The organism is Phycicoccus sp. M110.8 (genome assembly GCF_032464895.1).
Taxonomy (GTDB): Bacteria; Actinomycetota; Actinomycetes; order Actinomycetales; family Dermatophilaceae; genus Pedococcus.
Map to the genome: position 1 here is coordinate 169683 of NZ_JAWDIC010000002.1, position 18215 is coordinate 187897.

Consider the following 18215-nt stretch of genomic DNA (forward strand, 5'->3'; position numbering starts at 1 on the left):
CCGTGGGCGCGCCGTCGCACGCAGGAGCTCACCCCCGGGCCCACTGCACCCTGATCGACCTCACAGAGAAGCCTCAGCAAGCGGCACTACCGTCGACGCCCGTGCGCCAGTCAACCGTCCGCCTCGTCATCGCCCTGGGCCTGCTCCTCGCGCTCGCGGTCGCCACCCACGCGGTGGGCCCCGGCCCGGACCCCACACCCATGACGCACCACGCGCGGTCCACGACCCCGGCAGGCACCTGACAGTGGGCCTGCGGACCCGCCGCCCCCGCACCCTGCACGCACTCCTCGGCATCCTGCTCGCCGCGGTCCTCGCGGGCTGCACGAACGACGCGGTCGGGGCGGCCTCCACGACCGGCACGACGAGCACCAGCGCCACGAGCACGACGGCTCCGCCCACCACCACCACGACCACCCCCTCCCCCACGACGAGCACGGCGACTCCCCTGCCGACGCTGCGGCTGGTCGGGCTCGGGGACTCGGTCATGTCCGGCGCGGCCTGCGGGTGCCAGCCGTTCCTCGCGCAGTACGCGACGATGCTCGCCGCGCGGGACCACCGACAGGTCTCGCCCGCCAACCTCGGGGAGGGCGGCCTCACCGCCCCCCAGCTCGTCGACCAGCTGTCGGAACCCGGGGTGGCCGCGGAGGTCGCCTCGGCCGGCACGGTCGTCGTGACCATCGGGGCCAACGACCTGGTGCCGCTCGTGTCGACCTGGTCGAACGGCGGCTGCGGCAGCTCGTGCGTGAAGCCGGCCGTCGCCCAGATGCGCACGGCGGTGGCCCAGGTGCTGGCCCGCATCAACTCCCTGGTGCCCGACAGCACGCAGGTGCTGGTGACCAACTACTGGAACGTCTTCGAGGACGGCGACGTCGCCGACTCCAAGGAGGGACCCGGCTTCGCCGACTGGAGCGACGGCGTGACCCTGGCGGCCAACGCCGCGATCTGCTCCGAGGCGCAGGCCGCGGGGGACGCGTGCGTGGACCTGTACCACCCGTTCCTCGGCGCCGACGGCACGAGGAACCCGACGCCGCTGCTGGCCGAGGACGGCGACCACCCCGACGCCGCCGGGCACACGCTCATCGCCAAGGCGCTGCTCTCCGAGACGCCCTCACCCGCGACCTGACGGCTCGGGCTCCGCCCCCGGGTCCCCTGCCCCCGGTGCTCAGGCGGGGAGGTGGTGGGAGAGGAAGTCGAGGGCGGCGGGCATGACCTGCGCCCAGGACTTGAAGTTGTGGCCGCCACCCTGGAGGACGACCGTCGTCATCGACATCGGCGCCCGGACGAGCGAGGCGAACGTCTTCGTGTCGCCGAGCCCGGTGTGGGTGTGCTCGTCGGCACCGATCGTTGCGTACACCGACACCGGCGGCGCCGGCTGGTGGCGCAGCAGCCACTCCAGGTCGTTCAGCTCGCGCACCTGGGGCGAGCCGCCCCACAGGTCGCCCGTCGTCCCGTCCCGCAGCGTGTGGTAGTACCCGGACAGCGAGGCCGCCGCAGGGAAGACGCTCGAGTGGGTCATGGCCAGCTTGGTGGCGCAGTACCCACCGGTGGAGTCGCCCATGGCCCCCCAGCCCGTGGGGTCGACACGCAGCGAGGACGAGATAGCCCGCGGGACGTCCTCGGCGAAGTAGGTGAGGGTCTGCGGACCGGCCGGGACGTCGGTGCACTCGGTGTCGCGAGGGGGGACGACGGTGGGCCGCAGCATGACGAGCACCATCGGCCGCGAACGCCCCGCCGTGATCTCCTTGAGCAGGACGTCGGGGTAGTGCATGCGACGGACGAGGTTGCTCGTCGTCCCGGGGTACCCCGTGAACACCTCGACGGCGGGGAAGCGGCTGCGCGCGAACGCGGCCTGGAAGTACTGCGGGGGCAGGTACACCAGGGCCTGCTCGCTGAGCCTGCTGTGCGCGCCGTAGATGCTCAGGGACTCGATGCGTCCCTTCGTCCGCCACTGCGCCGGCGCCGACCACGAGGACTCGCCCGCGACGGCGGCGTCCTTCGTGACCGCCAGCGGCGCCCCCGTCCGGCCGTGGGCGGCGAGGGCGCGGGAGATCGTCGTCGAGCTCGGCGCACCCGCCGAGGACGTGCCGAACAGGTCGGACCACGATCCGTAGAAGTAGCCGTAGTTGTTGAGCGCGGCCGCCACGAGGAGCACCGTCGTGACCTGGGTCAGCCCGAGCAGGCCCACCCGCTGGGCCAGGCGGGCCGGACGCGGACCCTTCACGCGCGACCACAGCAGGACCGCCAGCGCCATGGACACCCCCACGACGAAGGTCAGGGTCACCAGCAGTGGCCAACCGAGCAGCGGCACGGTCCTTCTCCTCCCGGGGCCACCGTGGTGGCAGCCCCGTCCACTGGGAGGATCCCGCCCCAGCCTGCAGGCCTGCTGCACCGATGCTGGGAGTTCGTTGAGGACGCGGCCCACCGGCACCCGGCGGCATACTGGCGAGGTGTCCGGTGCGCGCACGCGCGTCGCGGCGGCGCTCGACGCGGTGCCCCGCCGGATGTTCCTGCCCCCCGACCAGGTGGCGCACGCGGACCGGGACGAGCCGCTGCCCATCGGCCACGGGCAGACCAACAGCCAGCCGACCACCGTGCGGCAGATGCTCGAGCTGCTCGACGTCCAGCCCGGTGACCGGGTGCTCGACGTGGGCTGCGGGTCGGGGTGGACCACGGCGCTGCTGGCGCACCTCGCCGGGACCGGGGGCTCGGTGGACGGGGTCGAGCTCGTGCCTCAGCTCGTCGAGTTCGGCGCCGCCAACCTCGAGCGCGCGGGCGTCGGCACCGCCCGCGTCCACCAGGCGCTGCGGGACCGGCTGGGCTGGCCGGACGGGACGCCCTACGACCGCGTGCTCGTGTCGGCGCAGGCCGTCGAGCTGCCGCGGGACCTCCTCGCCCAGCTCGCCCCCGGCGGCGTCATGGTCGTTCCGGTGGCAGGACGGATGCTGCGGGTGCAGGCAGACGACGACGGGCCGGTGGTCGAGGAGCACGGGTGGTACCGCTTCGTGCCCCTCGTCACCGGCCCGTCGGGCGGCGGCTGGTGGGGTCAGCCGGTGTAGAGCGCGTCGAGCACGTCGCCGTACTTCTCGTTGACGACCTTGCGCCGCACCTTCAGGCTCGGGGTGAGCTCGCCGGCCTCCACCGTGAGGTCGTGGTCGAGGACGACGAACTTCTTGATCTGCTCCCAGCGGTTGAGGTTCACGTTGAGCGTGTCGACGTACATCTGCACCATCTCGCGGGCCTGCGCCGAGGTCACGATCGTCCGGTAGTCGCCGGAGATGCCGTGCCCGTCCGCCCAGTCCGCGATCGCGTCGGCGTCGAGGGTGACCAGGGCCGTCACGAAGTTGTGGTCGGCGCCGTAGACGACGAACTGGCTGACGTACGGGCACAGGCCCTTGAAGGTCGACTCGATGAGCGAGGGCGCGACGTACTTGCCGCCCGAGGTCTTGAAGAAGTCCTTCTTGCGGTCGGTGATCATCAGGTAGCCGTTCGCGTCGAGCTCGCCGATGTCGCCGGTGTGCATCCAGCCGTCGGCGTCCTTCGCCTCGGCCGTGTCCTCGGGCTTGTTGTGGTACCCCTCCATGACGCCGGGTCCGCGCAGGAGCACCTCGCCGTCCTCGGCGATCCGGGCCTCGGTGCCGGGCAGGGCCCAGCCGACGGTGCCGATCCGGTTGCTGCCGGGGCGGTTCACGAAGGAGGCGGCGCTGGTCTCGGTGAGGCCGTAGCCCTCGAGGATGGTCAGGCCGATCGAGTCGAACCAGTGGGCGACGTCGGTGTTGAGCGCCGCCGAGCCCGAGATGAAGAACCGGATGCGTCCGCCGAAGCGCTCGCGCACCTTGTGCAGGACGAGCTTGTCCGCCAGCGCGATCTTCTTGGCGAGCATGCCGGTCGGCTCCTCGCCGCGGGCGCGCATGGCGGCGACGTCGCGGCCGACGCTCACCGACCACTGGAACAGCTTCTCCTTCAGGCCGCCCTCCGCCTTCATCATCATCGTGATGCGCGCGTACGCCTTCTCGAAGATGCGGGGCGCCGCACCCATGAAGGTCGGCTGCACGACGGCCAGGTTGTCGACGATCTTGTCGATCCGGCCGTCGATCGCCGTCGGGAAGCCGCACTGCAGCGGCAGGGTCAGCAGGAACTTGCCGAAGACGTGGGCCAGCGGCAGCCACAGGTACTGCAGGTCGGCCGGGCTGAGGATGCCGATCGCGTCGGTCGCGGCCGCCTGGTAGGTCCACGCGTTGTGGTCCAGGCGCACGCCCTTGGGCCGGCCGGTGGTGCCGGAGGTGTAGATGATCGTGGCGAGCTGGTCGGGGGTGAGGGCGTCGATCCGCTCGTCGACCGCGCCGGGGTTCGTCGCGAGGAGCTCGGCGCCCATCTGCTCGAGCTGGCGCAGGCTGAGCACCCACTCGCCGTCGGAGGCGCCGTCGAAGGTGATGACACGGGTGATGCCGGGCAGGTCGACGCGCCGCTCCCAGAGCTTGGTGACCTGCTCGTCGTCCTCGGCGAAGACGACGACGCTGCCCGAGTTGGCGAGGATGTACGCCACGTCCGGGGCGATCGTCGTCGGGTAGATCGTGGTGGTCGCGCCACCGGAGCACATGACCGCCAGGTCGGCCAGGGCCCACTCGTACCGGGTGGAGGAGGCGATCGCCACCCGGTCCTCCGGGCCGACGCCGAGGGCGATGAGGCCGGCGGCCAGCCGGTAGGCGCTGTGCTGCACCTCCGCCCACGTGACGCCCTCCCACGTCTCACCGACGGCGAACCGGAACGCCTCGGCATCCGGCGTCGCGGCCACGCGGTCGCGGAACAGGTGGCCGACCGACCGCGCGCGGTTCTCGATCAGGCGTGCGTCGATCGTCTCCGCGGCGGCGGACGGGGCGTGGTGCAGGGTGGGAGTCGACATGACCGTCCTCGGCTCGGGAACTGCGGCTCGTCGCTGCGGGGGGTGGCAGCGTCCGACGGATAGTGCCATGGTCGCGCACCCCGAGGGCGAAATCACGGGTGAATGTGACCGAACGGCCATTCCGTGCCGCCCGAAGGCATTCCCCGTCAGGAGGGGACGATCGTGCCCAGCACCTTGCGGCAGGTCTCGACGTCCCCGGCCATCGCCTCGAGCAGCGCCTCGACGGAGTCGAACCGCAGGGTCGGGCGGATCCGCTCGACGAACTCGAGCGTGACCTCCTCGCCGTACAGGTCGAGGTCGGTGCGGTCGAGGACGTACGCCTCGACGGTGCGGACGACGCCGTCGAAGGTGGGGTTGGTGCCGACCGAGATGGCGGCCGGCAGGGTGCGCTCCGGGTCCTCGGCAGGCCGGCCCACCCGGGTGAGCCACCCGGCATACACGCCGTCGGCGGGCACGAGGCCCAGCGCGTCGTCCGAGAGGTTGGCGGTCGGGTAGCCCAGCTCGCGGCCCCGGTGCGCGCCGTGGACGACGGTGCCGGTCATCCGGTGCGGCCGGCCGAGCACGGCTGCGGCCTGCGCGACCTCACCGGCGTCGAGGTGGCGGCGCACGGCGCTGGAGGACCAGCGCTCCCCCTCGCCCAGGTCGTCGAGCACGATGACGTCGAACCCGTGCTGGCGGCCGAGCTCGGCCAGCAGCTCCACGTCGCCGGTGTAGCCCTTGCCGAAGCCGCGCGCGTCCGCCCCCACGACGAGGGCCTTGACGCCCAGCGTCTGCACGAAGGTGGAGACGATGAACTCCTCGGCCGTCTGGTCGGCGAACTCGCGGGTGAAGTCGAGGACGAGCAGCCCGTCGATCCCCGTGGTCGCGAGCAGCTCGTCGCGCACCCGCCCGGGGGCGATCAGCTCGACCGACTCGGGGTGGAAGATCGTCGCCGGGTGCGGGTCGAAGGTCACGGCCACGCTGGGCACGCCCCGGGCGGCGCCCTCCTCGACGAGCCGGCCGAGCACGGCGCGGTGCCCGAGGTGGACCCCGTCGAAGTTGCCGAACGTGGCGACGGAGGGCCGCAGGTGCGCGGGGGTCTGGGCGGGGTCGGTCCAGCGGTGCACGGGGGACACTCTACGAACCGGCCGGTGCGAACACGACGTGTGGGCGTGCTTTGTGACCCGACTCATCGAGCATGGCGACCAGCCGCCCGTCGGGCCCGAACGCCGCGACCGGCTCCGAGCGCAGCGGCGTCGCCGAGTCGACGCGCTGGCCGTAGCCGAGGGCGCGGGCCTCGGGCTCGGTGAGCTCGTGCACGGCGAACTGCGCGCGGGCCGCCTCGGCCAGCGGCACCACCGGGACCGCCTCGGGGTCCCCGAGGGCCATGAGCGACTCGAGGTCGTGCGCCTGGCCGAGCTCGAACGACCCGACCCGCGTGCGGCGCAGCGCCGTCAGGTGGCCGCCCACGCCGAGCGCCGAGCCGAGGTCGCGGGCCAGGGCGCGCACGTACGTGCCCGAGCTGACGGTCACCTCGACGTCGAGGTCGAGCACGGGCGTGCCGTCGTCGGCGACCGCTGCACGTCGTGCCAGGACCTCGAACCGGGAGACGGTGACGGGACGCGCCGGCAGGTCGACGTCCTCCCCCGCACGCACGCGGTGGTAGGCGCGCTCGCCCTTGACCTTGATGGCGGAGACCGCGCTCGGGACCTGCTCGATGTCGCCGGTGAGCCGAGACACCGCGGCGTCCACCGCCGCGTCGTCGAGGCCGTACGTGCCGTCCACCGGCGTCGAGGCGGTGACCTCGCCCTCGGCGTCGTCGGTGAGCGTCGACTGCCCGAGGCGGACCGTCGCGGCGTAGTCCTTGTCGCAGCCGACGAGGAAGGTCAGCAGGCGCGTCGCTCGCCCGATGCCCAGGACGAGCACGCCCGTGGCCATCGGGTCCAGGGTGCCCGCGTGGCCGACCTTGCGGGTGCCGCAGATGCGCCGGGCGCGCCCGACGACGTCGTGGCTCGTCCAGCCCTGAGGCTTGTCGACGACCAGCAGGCCGTCAGGCGCGGGCATCCGCGCCGTCGCCCCGCTCGCCCGCGGGCTCGTCGTCCGCACCGAGGTCGTCGTCGAGCTCGTCGTCCTCGTCGAGCTCGTCGTCCTCGTCGCGCTTGTACGGGTCGGCGTCGCCGGCGTACGTCGCCCCGGCGGCGGCCGCCGCGACGGCGGCGTCGCGCTCCTTGGCCTCCCGCAGGAGGTCCTCGAGGTGCGCGGCGGTCTCCGGGATCGCGTCGGCGATGAACTCCAGGGTCGGCGTCAGCCGGATCTGGATCTGCTTGCCGACGAAGGACCGCAACCGGCCCTTGTTCTTCTCCAGCAGCTCCGCGGTGCGCGTGCGCTGCGCCTCGTCACCGAAGACGGTGTAGAAGATCGAGGCGTGCTGCAGGTCGCCCGTGACCCGCACGTCGGTGATGGTGACGAAGCCGAGGTCGGGGTCCTTGACGATGGACTCGACGTTCGCCGCGACCAGCGTCTTGATCCGGTCGGCGATCCTGCGGGCACGTCCGGCGTCGGCCATGGCTCCTCCTGGTCAGTGGGGTCGTGGGTGACGGTATGCCGCCGGCTCGAGCCGGCGGCATACCGTCACCTGGTGCGGGACCGCGCTCAGGCGCGCGGCTTCTCCCGCATCTCGTACGTCGCGATGAGGTCGCCCAGCTGGAGGTCGTTGAACGACCCCAAGTTGATGCCGCACTCGAAGCCCTCACGGACCTCGGTGACGTCGTCCTTGAACCGGCGCAGGCCGGCCACCTCGACGTTCTCGGCGACGACGACACCGTCGCGGGTGATGCGTGCCTTGGCACCACGCTTGATCTCGCCGCTGCGGACGATGGACCCGGCGATGTTGCCGAACTTGCTCGACCGGAAGATCTCGCGGATCTCGGCGGTACCGAGCTCCACCTCCTCGAACTCCGGCTTGAGCATGCCCTTGAGCGCCTGCTCGATCTCCTCGATGGCGTTGTAGATCACCGAGTAGTAGCGGATCTCGACGCCCTCGCGCTCGGCGTAGTCGGCGTTCTGGCCCTCGGCGCGGACGTTGTAGCCGATGATGATCGCGTCGGACGCCATCGCGAGGTTGATGTTGTTCATCGTGATCGCACCGACGCCGCGGTCGATGATCCGCAGGTCGACCTCGTCGCCCACGTCGATCTGCAGCAGCGCGTCCTCGAGCGCCTCGACCGAACCCGACACGTCACCCTTGAGGATGAGGTTGAGGGTCTCGACCTTGCCGGCGGCCAGGGCCTCGTTGAGGTCCTCGAGCGAGATGCGCTTGCGGGCCTTGGCCAGGGACGCCTGGCGGTCGGCAGCCTCGCGCTTCTCGGCGATCTGGCGCGCGGTGCGGTCGTCGGGGGCCACCACGAAGGTGTCACCGGCGCGGGGCACCGAGGACAGGCCGAGCACCTGCACGGGACGCGACGGGGTCGCCTCCTCCACGTTGTCGCCGTGCTCGTCGAGCATGGCGCGCACGCGGCCGTAGGCCGAGCCGGTGACGATGGCGTCCCCGACGTGCAGGGTGCCGGACTGGACCAGCACCGTCGCGGTCGCACCACGGCCACGGTCGAGGTTGGCCTCGATCGCGACACCGCGGGCGTCCTTGTCGGGGTTGGCGCGCAGGTCCAGGGCCGCGTCGGCGGTGAGCAGGACGGCCTCGAGGAGGCTGTCGATGTTCTGCCCCTGCCGGGCGGACACGTCGACGAACATCGTGTCGCCGCCGTACTCCTCGGCGATGAGGTTGTACTCGGTCAGCTGCTGGCGCACCTTGGCCGGGTTCGCACCCTCGACGTCGATCTTGTTGACGGCGACGACGATCGGCACGTCGGCGGCCTGCATGTGGTTGAGCGCCTCGATGGTCTGCGGCATCACGCCGTCGTCGGCGGCGACGACGAGGATCGCGATGTCGGTGACCTTCGCACCGCGGGCACGCATCGCGGTGAACGCCTCGTGACCCGGGGTGTCGATGAAGGTGATCGCGCGGTCCTGGCCCTCGTGCTCACGGTGGACCTGGTAGGCACCGATGTGCTGGGTGATGCCACCGGCCTCGCCGGCCACGACGTCCTCGTTGCGGATCGCGTCGAGCAGGCGGGTCTTTCCGTGGTCGACGTGGCCGACGACGGTGACGACCGGCGGACGCGGCTGCAGGTCGGCGTCGTCCTCGCCCTCGATGCCCGTCTCCAGGTCGATGTTGAAGGAGTCGAAGAGCTCCTTCTCCTCCTCCTCAGGGGAGACGACCTGGATGTCGTAGCCGAGCTCGGCGCCGAGCACCTTGAAGGTGTCCTCGTCGAGGCTCTGGGTCGCCGTGGCCATCTCACCGAGGTGGAACAGCACGGTGACCAGCGACGCCGGGTTGGCGTTGATCTTGTCGGCGAAGTCGGTCAGGGACGAGCCGCGACGCACGCGGATGACGGTCGAGCCGTCGCCGCGGGGAACGGTGACGCCACCGATCGACGGCGCCTGCATCTGCTCGAACTCCTGGCGCTTCGCGCGCTTGGACTTGCGCCCACGGACCGGACGGCCGCCACCGCGACCGAACGCACCGGCGGTCGAGCCACGGCCCGCACCGCCGCGGAAGCCACCGCGACCCGCGAAGCCGCCGCCACCGGCACCGGGACCACCGGGGCCACGGCCGGCACCGCCGCCGGGACCACCGGGACCACGCCCGCCCGGACGGGCCGGGCGCTCACCGGGACGGCCGACCGCCGAGCGGTCGGGCATCATGCCCGGGCTCGGGCGGGGGCCACCGGGACGCGGGCCACCGGGGCCGGACGCGCCGCCGGGACGCGGGCCACCGGGCCGCGACTGCGGCCGGGGCATGCCCTGGGACGGCGCGAAGGGGTTGTTGCCGGGGCGCGGCGAGCCCTCGCGGGCCGCCGGGCGCTGGGTGCCCATGCCCTGCGACGGCGCGAACGGGTTGTTGCCCGGGCGCGGGGCACCGGGGCGCGGCGCGCCACCGGGACGCGGGGCCGACGGAGCGGCACCCGGACGCGGACCGGCGCTGCCGGGACGCGCGGACGGGGGGACACCGGGGCCCGGCTTGCCGCCGTCGCGCGCGGGCGACACGTCGGAGCGGGCGGCCGGCGCCGCAGGGGCCGCCGGAGCGGCCGGCGCGGCCTTGGCTGCGGGCGCTGCGGGCTCGGGCCGGGGCGCGGGAGCCGCCGGACCCGGGGTCGGGGCGGCGGGGGCAGCCGGAGCAGCCTGCGCTGCCGGGGCCGACGGAGCGGCCTCGACGGGAGCCTGCGGGGCGGCCGGAGCCGGCTGCGCGGGCTTGGCCGGGGCCGGCTTGCCTGCGGCGGCCTTCTTGGCCGGGGACTTCCTCAGCTCGTCGGGGAACGTCTCCGTCGCCTTGCGGACGACGGGCGCCTCGATCGTCGAGCTGGCGGTCTTGACGTACTCGCCGATGCTGTTGAGGTGGGCGATCAGCGTCTTGCTGTCGGTGCCCAGCTCCTTGGCGAGCGCACTTACACGGACCTTTGCCACGTTTCTCCTGTTCCTGGTCCGTGTGTCAGGTGACAGGCGCGGACCGTCGTTACTGCTGGGGGGAGCTCATTGCTGAGTACTCATCGGGTGCTCATCAGCGGTCTAACCCACTCTCTGGTTCAGAGTTCTGGTCGGTTCCCTACGGACGGTTCTTCTCCTGCGCGTGCTGCTCGTGACCGGTGGTCACGGCCTCGACGTGGGCCCGGACCGCTGCCGGGTCCGGGGCGGCGCTGGTACGCAGCGCACGCCCGAACGCCCGCCGGCGGAGGGCCTGCTCGAGGCAGTCGCCCGTCGGGTGCAGCCATGCGCCACGTCCCGGCAGGCAGTGCCGCGGGTCGGGGGTCAGCCGGATCGCTCCGGCCTCGTCCGTCTCCGCGACCACTCGCAGGAGTGCCGACCAGCTATCCGTCCTGCGGCAGCCCACACACGTGCGGGTGGGTGACCCGTGCGTGGTGCGGGGAGTCGAACCTGCTGCCGAAGGCCGGAGTCCAGTCCGGTCGGTCCCGACCATCCTATCCCCTATCGCCCTCTGGCCGAATTCCCCGCGCCAGGGGCCCGTCAGGACCCTGCGCCGCGGGACCCGCCGGTAGAGCCGGAGGCGCCGGCACCGGGCGCCTGCGCCCCGGCCGCGGTGTCAGGACGGATGTCGATGCGCCAGCCGGTCAGCTTGGCGGCGAGGCGGGCGTTCTGGCCCTCCTTGCCGATGGCCAGCGAGAGCTGGTAGTCGGGGACGACGACCCGGGCCGAGCGCAGCTGCGGGTCGACGATCTCGACGGACTCCACCCGGGACGGGGACAGCGCGGCGGCCACGAAGGTCCTCGGGTCGTCCGAGTAGTCGACGATGTCGATCTTCTCCCCGTGCAGCTCGGTCATCACCGCGCGCACGCGGGCGCCCATCGGGCCGATGCAGGCGCCCTTGGCGTTGAGGCCCGGGACCTTGGAGTGCACGGCGATCTTCGTGCGGTGACCCGCCTCACGCGCCAGGGCGGCGATCTCCACCGACCCGTCGGCGATCTCGGGCACCTCGAGGGCGAAGAGCTTGCGCACGAGGTTCGGGTGCGTGCGCGACAGCCCGATCTGCGGACCCTTGGGACCGCGGCGGACCGACACCACGAAGCAGCGGATGCGCTCGCCGTGGACGTACTTCTCCCCCGGCACCTGCTCGGCCAGCGGCAGGATGCCCTCCACGGTGCCGAAGTCGACCGTGACGTGGCGCGGGTCGGGGCTCTGCTGGATGACACCGGCGACGACGTCGCCCTCGCGGCCCTTGAAGTCGCCGAGGATGGCCTCGTCCTCGAGGTCCCGGAGCCGCTGGACGATCACCTGGCGCGCGGTGGCCGCGGCGATCCGGCCGAACCCGGTCGGGGTGTCGTCGAACTCGGGGCCGTACTCGCGCGGCGGCCGCTCCGCCCCCCGATTCGGCGACTCCGTCGCCGTCTCCGGGAGGTGCCCCCTACCCTCGGCGACCGGCGCCTGCTCGAGCTCCTCGCGGGCCCAGACGACGACGTGGCCGGTCTTGCGGTCGAGCTCGACGCGGGCGTTGCGGTAGGCGCCGTCGGTGCGGTGGTAGGCGACGAGCAGCGCCTGCTCGATCGCGGGGATCAGGATGTCGAGCGAGATGTCCCGCTCGCGCTCCAGCGCCCTGAGGGCGGCGAGGTCGATGTCCATGTCAGTCCTCCTCGGGGATGTCGGCGTCGTCCCCGTCGGCACCGGCGGAGTCGGCAGGCCTCGAGAACTCGACCTGGACCACCGCCTTGGACACCTCGGCATACCGGACGCTCGTGGTCCGGGCCGGTGCCTTCCTCGTCGCCGGGACCTCGAGGGTGACCTCGTCCGGTCCGGCGCTGACGATGCGGCCGGTCACGGGCTCACCCTCGGTGGGCGTGACGGTGACCAGGCGGGAGACGTTGCGGCGGAAGTGCCGCGGAAGGGTGAGCGGGCGGTCGACCCCCGGGCTCGTCACCTCGAGCGTGTACGGCTGCTCACCCATGACGTCGCTGTCGTCGAGGGCGTCGCTCACCGCGCGGGTCGCGTCCGAGACCTCGTCGAGGCTCAGCGGCGGCACCACCTCGGTGGCGTCGCCGTCGGTCGACAGCGCGCGGTCGATCCAGACCCGGACGAGGCGGCGCTTGCCGGTGGGCGTGACGGCGACGTCCTCCACCAGGAGGCCGAGGTCCCCGAGCGGGCCCTCGACGACGGGACGAATCTGGTCCTTGACGCTCACTGACTCGTCCTCTCTGAAGTTCTGGGGTGGTGCAGCGCCACTCTATCCACGCCGCCGTGGTGTCGCATACACGCCTCCCGGCCCGTGCCAGAATCGCGTCATGCCGATGGACCGAGCCGGGGCCCCGGTGCACCCGACCCGGCGCCGGGCCCTCGGCCTCGGCCTCGCAGCCGCTGCATCGCTGTCCCTGTCCGCCTGCGGGATCAGGTTCGAGGACGGCACCCCCGGGGCGCGCCCGGCGGCGCGCAGGCCCGTCCAGGGCGAGGCCTTCATGGTCGCGCTCTGGAGGCACACCGAGGACCTGGCCACCCGCGCCGCAGGCGCCGGGGGCGCGGCGACGAGCCTGCCCGCCCGGCTGGCCGTCCTCCACCGCCAGCAGGCGACCGTGCTGCGTGCCGAGCTGCTGCGGCTCGGCGTCCCGGACTCGGACCTGACCCGCTCGAACGGGTCGACCGGTACGGCAACGGCGGCCGCAGCGAGCGCCACCGGCACCACGCCGGCACCGACCGCGACGTCCCCCACCGGGCGCACCACGGCTGCCGAGCTCGCGGCGGCCGAGGCCGGTGACCTCGGCCCCACCGCGATCAGCTCGCTCTCGCGGGTGCTCGCCGGGTCGGTGCCGCTCGTCGGCGCGGTGCTGGCCCAGCGCTCCGCGGCCGCGACCCTCCTCGGCCGGCCTGCGACGTGGCCGGACGAGGCGTGGAAGGGCCAGTCGCTCGCCGCGACGTTCCTCACCACGACGAGGGCCGCGATCTACGCGTTCGAGGTCGTCGCGGCGCAGTCGCCCTCGGGGGCGCAGCACACCCTCGCGATGTCCACCCTGTCGGCGCTGCGGGCGCGGGCGGCGGCCCAGGAGGCGATGGCCGGGTCCAGCGCCGGGCCGCCGGACCTCGCGCACCCCCTTCCCTTCCCCGTCACCACCCCGGCTGCGGCCCGCCGGCTCGCGGTCGACGTGCTGGAGCGGCTGCGGGCGGCCGGCGCCCGCGACCTCGGCACCGCCGGCACGGACACCGCTGCCCTCGGGCTGCTGGTGCGCTGGCTGGGCGAGACCGAGGTGCTGGCCTCCCGGTGGGGCGTCCGGCTCGCGCCCTTCCCCGGGCTCTCGTGACGTCGCCCGCCCGAGTGCGTGCCGTGGCAGGCCCGAGGACGTGCCGTCGTGGCGCCCTGACGGGCACACCCGCGTGAGGACCGAGGACGCGGCCGCGCTCGTCCCGCCGGACTTCGCGACGTTCGTGCAGCGGCACACTGCGCAGGACGGTGCCGTCGGCGGCCCGTCCGGCGCCGAGTGGGGGGCAGGACTTCCCCGCCTGCTGGCGGAGATGTGCGACGACTGGTCGCTGGAGCCGGCCGGGCCGGTGGGCACGGGCTGGACGTCGCTCGTCCTGCCCGTGACGCGCGACGGCGCTCGGCTGGCCCTCAAGCTGGTGTGGCCGCACGTCGAGGGCCGTGACGAGGCGCTCGCGCTGCGCCACTGGGACGGACGCGGGGCGGTCCGCCTCGTGCAGGCCGACCCGTCCCGGTGGGCGATGCTGCTGGAGGCCCTCGACCCGGCCCGTGACCTGCGCACGCTCGACGCCGACAGCGCCTGCGAGGTGGCAGGGCAGGTCCTCGCCCGGCTGCACCGGCCCGCTCCCCCGGGCCTGCGGCTGCTGTCGGAGTTCGCCCACCTGCAGACCGAGAAGCTGGCAGCCACCGAGGGGGTGCTGCCTCGGCGGATGGTGGAGCGGGTCCAGGGACGCGTCCGCGACCTGACCGCGGACCCGGCGTGCGACGCGACCCTCGTCCACACGGACCTGCACTACGAGAACGTCCTGCACGCCCTCCCGGACAGCCCCCGGCCGCTCGACGACCAGTGGGTGGCCATCGACCCGCACGCCATGGCCGGGCACCCCGGCTTCGAGGTGCAGCCGCTGCTGCGCAACCGCGCCGACGAGCTCGGCACGGGCTCGGCGTTCCGCTGGCTGGTGCGCCGCCGGGTGGAGGTCGTCTGCGAGGCGGCCGGCATCGACGAGGACGAGGCGCTCGCCTGGTCCTACGTCGCGACGGCCATGCAGGCACGGTGGGCGGCCGAGGACGGCGACCGCGAGGGCGTCTCCTTCTGCGTGGCGCTCCTCAAGGCCCTCGACGGCTGAGCGTGCTGGGCGCCTGCGCCCGACGACAGGGGCGGTCAGTCGCTCGAGGGCCCTGAGATGGGGGCCGGGCCCCGACGAGCCGTCCGCCCGGAGGAGTTGCAGACTGAAACCATGCGCTTCGGATTCCACTTCCTCGACTTCAACCTGCCCGACGGCCCCGCCTCCTACGCCCCGGCCCTGCGCGCCACCGCCGCTGCCGCCGACGAGGTCGGCGCGTCCTGGTTCACGGTGATGGACCACTTCTTCCAGATGGAGCAGTTCCGCACCGCGCACGACCCCATGCTGGAGGGCTGGACCACCCTCGGCTTCCTCGCCGCGGTCACCGAGCGGGTCAGGCTGGGCACCGTCGTGACGGGCGTGACCTACCGGCACCCGGGCCTGCTCGCCAAGATCGGGACCACCCTCGACGTGCTCAGCGGCGGCCGTGCGTTCATGGGCATCGGGGCCGCCTGGTACGAGCGCGAGCACAAGGCGCTGGGGGTGCCGTACCCGCCCGTCGCCGAGCGGTTCGAGCGGCTCGAGGAGGCGCTGCGGATCATCCGCCAGATGTGGAGCGAGGACGAGGGCCCCTTCGAGGGCAGGCACTACCAGCTCGCCGAGACCATCAACGTGCCCGCGACGCTGAGCCGGCCCCACCCGCCCATCGTCATCGGCGGCAGCGGCGAGAAGAAGACGCTGCGGCTCGTGGCCCAGTACGCCGACGCCACCAACCTCATCGTCGCCGACACCGACCAGGCCGCGCACAAGCTGAAGGTCCTGCGCCGCCACTGCGAGGACGTGGGTCGCGACTACGACAGCATCGAGAAGACGGTCATGGGGCCGCCGTCGAACCCGCTCGAGGACGTCGACGGGTTCCTGCGTCTGGCCGAGACGTATGCCGGGATGGGCGTCGAGCACATCCACCTGCGGGCCCTCACGCCCGACCCCGCCGCCCACGTCACGGCGTTCGGCGAGAAGGTGGCTCCGCGGCTCGCCGAGATCGGCTGACTGCACCCGCACCGCGGGTCGCCCGGGTTCCCCGGGCGCCCCGCGGTCAGCCGGCCCAGCTGTACTCGATCTCGGGGCGCCCGGCCCCGGCATACCGCTGCCTGCGCACGGCCTGCCGCGTGTCGCACAGGTACTCGGCGTACCGGCGGGCAGTCACCCGGCTGACCCCGACGGCCTCGGCGAGCTCGCTGGCCGACAGCGACCCGCTGTCGCGCAGCGCCCGGGTGACGCGCGCCAGCAGCTCCTCCCCCATGCCCTTGGGCAGGGCGGCCGCGCGCGACGGCCGGACGCCGGCGAGCACCTGGTCCACCTCGGCCTGGGTCGCCACCTCGTCGGTGCTCGACAGCCCGTCGCGGTAGGCCCGGTAGGACTCGAGCCGGTCGCGCAGCGTCGCGAACACGAACGGCTTGAGGATGTACTGGACCACGCCCAGGGACACGGCGGCCCGGACCACGTCGAGCTCGCGGGCCGAGGTCACCGCGATGACGTCGGCCCGGTGCCCTGCGGCGCGCATGGCGCGGATGACGTCGAGGCCGTGCCGGTCGGGCAGGTGCATGTCGAGCAGCACGACGTCGACCGCGGTGGACTGCAGCGCCTGCAACGCCTCCTGCGAGGTGCCGGCGGTGGCCGCCACCTCGAACCCGGGGACCCGCACGACGTATGCCGCGTGGGCCTCGAGCGCGACCGGCTCGTCCTCGACGACGAGGACCCGGAGGACGTCCGGCGCCGGCCGCCCGGCGGCCGGAGGGGGGTCGGCCGCGGGCCGGCGGCCGGGCACGGGCGGTCGCTGGTCAGGCATCGGCGTGCTCCTGCACGGGCAGCCGGACGACGAACCGGGCGCCGGGCGGCCCGGAGACCTCGAGGCGTCCCCCGAGCCGGGCCACCGACTGGGCCACGAGCGCCAGGCCGATCCCCCGCCGGCCGGCGCTGCCCTCCTCCTTGGTCGTGAAGCCGCGCCGGAACGCGTCGTCGACCGAGCCGGGCGGCAGGCCGGGCCCGGTGTCCTCCACGACGAGGACGACCTCGTCGCCCTCGGCCCGGCAGTCGACGGTGACGCGGCGCGGCCCGTCGGTGCCGGCCACCGCCTCGAACGCGTTGTCGATGAGGTTGCCCACGATCGTGACGAGGTCGCGGTCGGGCGCGGCCTGGGCCGGCCACTGGGCGCCGTCGGCGATGACGAGCTCGATGCCGCTCTGGCTCGCCTGGGCCACCTTGCCGAGCAGCAGCGCCGTCAGCACCGGCTCGGACACGGCGCCGACGACGGCGTCGGTGAGCCCCTGGGAGACGCGCAGCTCGTCGGTCGCGAACGCGAGCGCGCGCTCGGGGTGGCCGAGCTCGATGAGGCTGACGATGGCGTGCAGCCGGTTCGCCGACTCGTGCGCCTGCGAGCGCAGCGCCTCGGTGAGTCCGCGGGCGGAGTCGAGCTCACCGGTGAGGTGCTCGAGGTCGGTGCGGTCGCGCAGGGTGACGACGAAGCCCAGCAGCCGGCCGTCCCACTGTGCCCGCGCCTTGTTGAGCACGAGCACGCGCGCGTCGGTCACGTGCAGCTCGTCCTCACGCGCCCGGTCGTCGGTGAGCGCGGCGACCAGGGTGTCGGGCAGCCCGAGCTCCGGCACGCGGCGGCCCACCGCGTCGGGCGGCAGGCCCAGCAGCCGCACGGCCTCGTCGTTGGCTAGCCGCAGGGTGCCGTCGAGGTCGACCAGCAGGAGCCCCTCGGTGACCGCGTGCAGGACGGCGTCGTAGTACTCGACCATCTGGCGCAGCTGCCGCTCGCCCAGCCCGTGGGTCTGGCGGCGGACCCGTCGGGACACCAGGGCCGTGCCGAGGCCGGTGAGCAGGGCTGCCGCGAGGCCAGCGAGGAGGATGCCGGGCAGCTGGCTGCGCAGCTCGGCCGTCACCGCGGACTTGCGGATGCCCACGGCGACGAGCCCGACGACCGCGCCTCCGTCCTCGACGGGCACCACGACCCGGCGGGACGGGCCCAGGGTGCCGGTGTAGTCCTCCACCACCACGCCGCCGCGCTGCGCGGCCTCGATGTGGCCGATGAAGCGGCGGCCGATCTGGCTGGTGTCGGGGTGGGTGAAGCGGATGCCGTCCGGGCTCATCACGACGACGAAGTCGGTGCGGGTCTCGACGCGGGCCTCCTCGGCGAACCGCTGCAGGCTCGAGGAGTCACCCGCCCGCACGCCGGCGACGACGTCGGGGCTGCTCGCCACCGTCTCGGCGACCGCCCGGGCCCGCGCGGTGGCCTCCTGGGTGCTCGCGCGCCCGGCCTGGACGTACCCGGCGGCGACACCGACCACCACGACCAGCAGCCCGACGAGGACCTGCAGCACGAACACCTGCCGGGCCACGCTCCACCGCGCCGGCGCGCGCAGCAGGCGCGTCAGCGGCATACTCCACCGCCGTCGGGGAACTCAATGAACACAATCGTGACCCTAGCCACTCGCCGGGGCCACCATCGTCGCTGTTC

General features: G+C 73.5%; 17 protein-coding genes. 6 read left to right on the forward strand and 11 right to left on the reverse strand.

Translation table 11 applies throughout. The features are described 5' to 3' along the window. Positions 1-101: 101 nt before the first annotated feature. Positions 102-242: a hypothetical protein gene (locus tag RKE38_RS12280; protein WP_316007775.1), complete on the forward strand. Its 141-nt coding sequence runs from the start codon at positions 102-104 to the stop codon at positions 240-242. Positions 243-244: 2 nt separating this feature from the next. Beyond that, on the forward strand, positions 245-1123 hold the full coding sequence (locus RKE38_RS12285; protein WP_316007776.1) for an SGNH/GDSL hydrolase family protein: 879 nt from the start codon (positions 245-247) through the stop codon (positions 1121-1123). Positions 1124-1162: 39 nt separating this feature from the next. Here the strand turns inward: RKE38_RS12285 and RKE38_RS12290 are convergent, their stop codons facing one another. Then, positions 1163-2308 carry an alpha/beta hydrolase gene (locus RKE38_RS12290; protein ID WP_316007777.1) on the reverse strand — a complete coding sequence of 382 codons (1146 nt, stop codon included), beginning with the start codon at positions 2306-2308 and terminating at the stop codon, positions 1163-1165. 139 nt (positions 2309-2447) lie between these two features. On the opposite strand from RKE38_RS12290, the gene RKE38_RS12295 reads away from it, so the two are divergent. After that, positions 2448-3056, forward strand: coding sequence for a protein-L-isoaspartate O-methyltransferase family protein (locus tag RKE38_RS12295; protein ID WP_316007778.1), 609 nt, complete (start codon positions 2448-2450; stop codon positions 3054-3056). Here the strand turns inward: RKE38_RS12295 and RKE38_RS12300 are convergent. The 8 genes from RKE38_RS12300 to rimP all read right to left on the reverse strand — a co-directional run bounded on the left by RKE38_RS12300 (position 3044) and on the right by rimP (position 12623). Next, positions 3044-4900 (reverse strand): long-chain fatty acid--CoA ligase, encoded by a 1857-nt coding sequence (locus RKE38_RS12300; RefSeq protein ID WP_316007779.1) that lies wholly within the window; start codon positions 4898-4900, stop codon positions 3044-3046. The two genes, RKE38_RS12295 and RKE38_RS12300, sit on opposite strands and share 13 nt — an antisense overlap. A gap of 146 nt (positions 4901-5046) precedes the next feature. Further along, on the reverse strand, positions 5047-6006 hold the full coding sequence (locus tag RKE38_RS12305) for a bifunctional riboflavin kinase/FAD synthetase (protein WP_316007780.1): 960 nt from the start codon (positions 6004-6006) through the stop codon (positions 5047-5049). A 10-nt stretch (positions 6007-6016) separates the two neighbouring features. After that, a complete protein-coding gene (truB, locus tag RKE38_RS12310; RefSeq protein WP_316007781.1) occupies positions 6017-6943 on the reverse strand; it encodes a tRNA pseudouridine(55) synthase TruB in 927 nt (308 codons plus the stop codon). Beyond that, the gene (rbfA, locus tag RKE38_RS12315) at positions 6930-7445 is read right to left on the reverse strand and encodes a 30S ribosome-binding factor RbfA (protein WP_316007782.1); all 516 of its coding nucleotides are present in this window, start codon (positions 7443-7445) and stop codon (positions 6930-6932) included. Before rbfA ends, truB begins: the two co-directional genes overlap by 14 nt. Before the next feature lie 86 nt (positions 7446-7531). Next, a complete protein-coding gene (gene infB / locus RKE38_RS12320; RefSeq protein ID WP_316007783.1) occupies positions 7532-10399 on the reverse strand; it encodes a translation initiation factor IF-2 in 2868 nt (955 codons plus the stop codon). A gap of 139 nt (positions 10400-10538) precedes the next feature. Next, positions 10539-10910 (reverse strand): YlxR family protein, encoded by a 372-nt coding sequence (locus RKE38_RS12325; protein ID WP_316007784.1) that lies wholly within the window; start codon positions 10908-10910, stop codon positions 10539-10541. A gap of 47 nt (positions 10911-10957) precedes the next feature. After that, the gene (gene nusA, locus RKE38_RS12330) at positions 10958-12067 is read right to left on the reverse strand and encodes a transcription termination factor NusA (RefSeq protein WP_316007785.1); all 1110 of its coding nucleotides are present in this window, start codon (positions 12065-12067) and stop codon (positions 10958-10960) included. A 1-nt stretch (position 12068) separates the two neighbouring features. After that, complete coding sequence (gene rimP, locus RKE38_RS12335; protein WP_316007786.1) at positions 12069-12623, reverse strand: ribosome maturation factor RimP; 555 nt, start codon at positions 12621-12623, stop codon at positions 12069-12071. Positions 12624-12723: 100 nt separating this feature from the next. Here rimP and RKE38_RS12340 point away from each other — a divergent pair, with 100 nt between their 5' ends. The 3 genes from RKE38_RS12340 (at position 12724) to RKE38_RS12350 (ending at position 15742) form a co-directional block, all read left to right on the forward strand. Then, a complete protein-coding gene (locus RKE38_RS12340; protein ID WP_316007787.1) occupies positions 12724-13731 on the forward strand; it encodes a DUF4439 domain-containing protein in 1008 nt (335 codons plus the stop codon). A 73-nt stretch (positions 13732-13804) separates the two neighbouring features. After that, entirely contained in the window at positions 13805-14755 is a 951-nt protein-coding gene (locus RKE38_RS12345) for an aminoglycoside phosphotransferase family protein (RefSeq protein ID WP_316007788.1), read from the forward strand. A 111-nt stretch (positions 14756-14866) separates the two neighbouring features. Further along, on the forward strand, positions 14867-15742 hold the full coding sequence (locus RKE38_RS12350; protein ID WP_316007789.1) for an LLM class F420-dependent oxidoreductase: 876 nt from the start codon (positions 14867-14869) through the stop codon (positions 15740-15742). A gap of 46 nt (positions 15743-15788) precedes the next feature. On the opposite strand, the gene RKE38_RS12355 is transcribed toward RKE38_RS12350, so the two are convergent. Both RKE38_RS12355 and RKE38_RS12360 read right to left on the reverse strand, forming a co-directional pair. Further along, the gene (locus tag RKE38_RS12355; RefSeq protein ID WP_316007790.1) at positions 15789-16541 is read right to left on the reverse strand and encodes a response regulator; all 753 of its coding nucleotides are present in this window, start codon (positions 16539-16541) and stop codon (positions 15789-15791) included. Next, on the reverse strand, positions 16534-18138 hold the full coding sequence (locus RKE38_RS12360) for a sensor histidine kinase (protein ID WP_316007791.1): 1605 nt from the start codon (positions 18136-18138) through the stop codon (positions 16534-16536). Before RKE38_RS12360 ends, RKE38_RS12355 begins: the two co-directional genes overlap by 8 nt. Positions 18139-18215 lie beyond the last annotated feature (77 nt).